This window comes from Methanosarcinales archaeon (assembly GCA_014859725.1).
Taxonomy (GTDB): domain Archaea; phylum Halobacteriota; class Methanosarcinia; order Methanosarcinales; family Methanocomedenaceae; genus Kmv04.
The window spans coordinates 1-3003 of sequence record JACUTQ010000220.1; the positions used below are offsets into that span (position 1 = coordinate 1).

At 40.2% G+C, this 3003-nt stretch carries 4 protein-coding genes; all 4 read left to right on the forward strand.

The genetic code is table 11. From position 1 onward, the window contains the following. The first annotated feature begins 31 nt into the window (after positions 1–31). The 4 genes from IBX40_12385 to IBX40_12400 are packed head-to-tail and all read left to right on the forward strand — an operon-like array spanning position 32 to position 2870. On the forward strand, positions 32–193 hold the full coding sequence (locus IBX40_12385; protein MBE0525107.1) for a hypothetical protein: 162 nt from the start codon (positions 32–34) through the stop codon (positions 191–193). 53 nt (positions 194–246) lie between these two features. Next, a complete protein-coding gene (gene mpgP / locus IBX40_12390) occupies positions 247–1059 on the forward strand; it encodes a mannosyl-3-phosphoglycerate phosphatase (GenBank protein ID MBE0525108.1) in 813 nt (270 codons plus the stop codon). A gap of 44 nt (positions 1060–1103) precedes the next feature. Next, complete coding sequence (locus IBX40_12395) at positions 1104–1631, forward strand: hypothetical protein (GenBank protein ID MBE0525109.1); 528 nt, start codon at positions 1104–1106, stop codon at positions 1629–1631. A gap of 6 nt (positions 1632–1637) precedes the next feature. Next, the gene (locus tag IBX40_12400; GenBank protein ID MBE0525110.1) at positions 1638–2870 is read left to right on the forward strand and encodes a glucoamylase; all 1233 of its coding nucleotides are present in this window, start codon (positions 1638–1640) and stop codon (positions 2868–2870) included. Positions 2871–3003: the final 133 nt, after the last annotated feature.

The following is a 3003-nucleotide window of genomic DNA, read 5'->3' on the forward strand; positions in this document are numbered from 1 at the left end:
ATAAATACTTCGGAACTGATCTGGAGTTGACATGGGAAGTAGTGCAAAAGGACATTCCATATCTAAAAAAAGAAACCTTGAAAATAAAACTGGATTTGAAAACCAAATAGACCAGCTCGTCTACAAACTCTATGACCTGACCCCCGAAGAGATAAGATTGTCGAGGGGTTCGATGAGGGGAAATACCTTATAGTATTTCCACGAAAATTGAGCATATTGATAAATGAATAAAATTTGGTAGCTAATATGTCAGAAAAAAAATATATAATATTTACTGATATGGATGGTACCCTTATAGATCACAACTCCTATTCATATGAATTAGCTCTCCCAGCCCTTGAACTTATCCGAAAAAAAAATATTCCTCTGATCTTCTGCACAAGTAAGACCAGGGCAGAACTTGATATTTATAGTAAGGAACTGGATCTGCATCACCCCATGATTTCTGAAAATGGAGGAGCCATATTTATTCCAGAGGATTATTTTGACTTTGATTTTGAATATGATAAATTGTCAGATCATTATAAAGTAATTGAACTTGGAATACAATATGAGATCCTTCAAAAAAACCTGAAAGAAATATGTGATGAGATAAAATGCAAGATAATCGGATTCGGAGATATGGATGTGGAAGAAGTCTGCAAAGATACGGGCCTGACCCTTGAATGTGCGGCCTTAGCCAAGCAAAGGGACTATGATGAAGCTTTCAGGGTGATAAGTGATCCTCCAAAAGAAGTGGAGCTTGAACAGGAAGTCCTCAAACGGGGCTTCAACTATACTAAAGGTGGACGATACCATCATATTATGGGTAACAATGATAAAGGGCGGGCAGTACGTATCTTAAGCGAACTATACCGCAAACAATGGCCTGATGTTAAAACAATTGGTCTGGGGGACAGTTTAAATGACCTGCCAATGCTGAAAGCTGTAGACATTCCAATTTTGGTGCAAAAACCTGATGGTTCATATGATAAGTCAATTGATGAACTGTTTATTAAAAGAGGAAATGGCGTAGGACCCGATGGATGGAACCGGGAACTTATTAATATCCTTAAATGAAATATACATAAATAAAAAAATAAATAATCTAAGGGTGTCGGAATATGATTCGACTTGGCAATATACTGCCACAGGGATTCTTAATTGGTATAATGGATCTAGTGGATATAATCGGCCCTAAGAAAACCTCTGAATGGCTGACAAGAATTGGTGAAAAACTGGGAGAAACACAGGGCCCTGGTTTTGAAGGGGCACCCGAAGGTGACCTGAATTATCTGCCTATGTGCCCTTTCAATGACGAACTGATACGCTTTATTGATATGTTCGGGGATAGGCCTGAAGAGTTTAAAAGAGTCGTGGAATATGTAAAAGAACGTGAGGCTTCTAATAATCAAAAAGTGGAATGCCCGGCTGTTGTAAACACTTTATGTCTCCTGCATCATGGTTACCGTAAAAAAAGAGCAGAAATGGCAGGGGCTGAAACATTACACCTTGCATGTAAATGTTCAGTGCCTGAAGTACCCACTGCCTATAATATGGAAGCCATTGAAAAAGCTGGTGTGACAAAAGAAGATGTGGATAAGATCCTGGAAAAAGGAATATGTGTATTCAAATTCATAAAAAAGGAGTGAAACTTCATGGACCTTAAGGAAGCAGAAAAACTATACAGGAACTGTGTGAAAATCCTGCTTGAAAACCAGCATCCTAACGGTGGTTTTTATGCCAGTCCTCCCGGGACCAGATATCCCTTCATCTATCCCAGGGATCATTCTATTTGTATTATGGGAGCCATCTCGGCCGGATATCTGGATCAGGCAAAACTGGGCCTTGAGTTCATGCTGGCTGCCCAAAAACCTTCCGGGGAGTTCAGCCAGCGTTATGATGTGGATGGTAATGATACAAGTTATAAGGACCTGCAAATAGATGGTAACGGATTGATACTATTTGCTCTAAGTAAATATCTAAAAGCATCCGGAGGGCTGTTCTTTGACAGTCTTGCTGATCGCGCATTCTGCCTTCAGTACTGGGAGGCTATTGAAAAGGCCGTGGATTTCATTCTTCAGAACAAGAATGATGAGATCCATCTCATTCATACCATAAACAGCATCCATGAATATCCTGCCTACGAACATGGATTTGAGATCTATGCCAATTGCACGTGTTGTGCTGGATTGTTCGGAGCGGTTGAGATCGGGGAAGCCCTGGGTAAGGATGTGGATGAGTGGAAACACCAGGCAGAACAGGTACGTCGTGCCATTCTTGAGAGCTTATACAGCCCCAGGCGCAGGTCGTTCATCAAGTGCATCAGAGTGAAATATAAAAGCAGTGATCCCATAGGTTATGATGCTTTTGCTTCCAGCGTTATCGATGTGGATGCTGTGGAATATTCCCCAGCCCTCTTTGGTCTGATAGATGAACATGATTTACGGAATATTAATACAGTGAAAAGAATTGATCAATCATTGTGGGATAAGGAGCTGGGAGGATTGAACCGTTATCCTGAACTGTGGGACCGTAACAACGGGGGATACGGACCGTGGCTTCATTTCACAAGCCAGCTTTCCAATCATTATACCAGCATTGATGATCAGGACATGGCAGAGAAATACCTGGGATGGGTTGTGAAGATGGCACATAACTACATGTTGCCCGAACATATCTCAACAATTGAACGATTTGAGATGTGGCTGGAGGATTATACCAATGCCAAGATCTTACGGGACAGCAAGCTTACCATGATCGAGCATGTCAGATCGCATCCTAAATGGAAAGAAGGATTTGCTTACGTTACCTTCCCACTTATCTGGCCTCATGCTGAATTTATCATAGCATTTAATAATTACAGGAAAAAATTCATGCATGATAATTAGTTATTTGATAGAGGATTTTGAAATACCCCTTTTTTTAGATTTCAATAAATAACCATTAAATGGGATTTAAAGCAACAAATCACTATTCTTAAGTACATTAAGACCTCGTAATATTATTACGGGGATTTTCATT

Bases quoted from the DNA above. Each gene is read 5' to 3' on its own strand.
- IBX40_12395 (MBE0525109.1), top strand. From the start codon at position 1,104: ATGATTCGACTTGGCAATATACTGCCACAGGGATTCTTAATTGGTATA.
- IBX40_12400 (MBE0525110.1), top strand. From the start codon at position 1,638: ATGGACCTTAAGGAAGCAGAAAAACTATACAGGAACTGTGTGAAAATC.
- IBX40_12385 (MBE0525107.1), top strand. From the start codon at position 32: ATGGGAAGTAGTGCAAAAGGACATTCCATATCTAAAAAAAGAAACCTT.
- mpgP (MBE0525108.1), top strand. From the start codon at position 247: ATGTCAGAAAAAAAATATATAATATTTACTGATATGGATGGTACCCTT.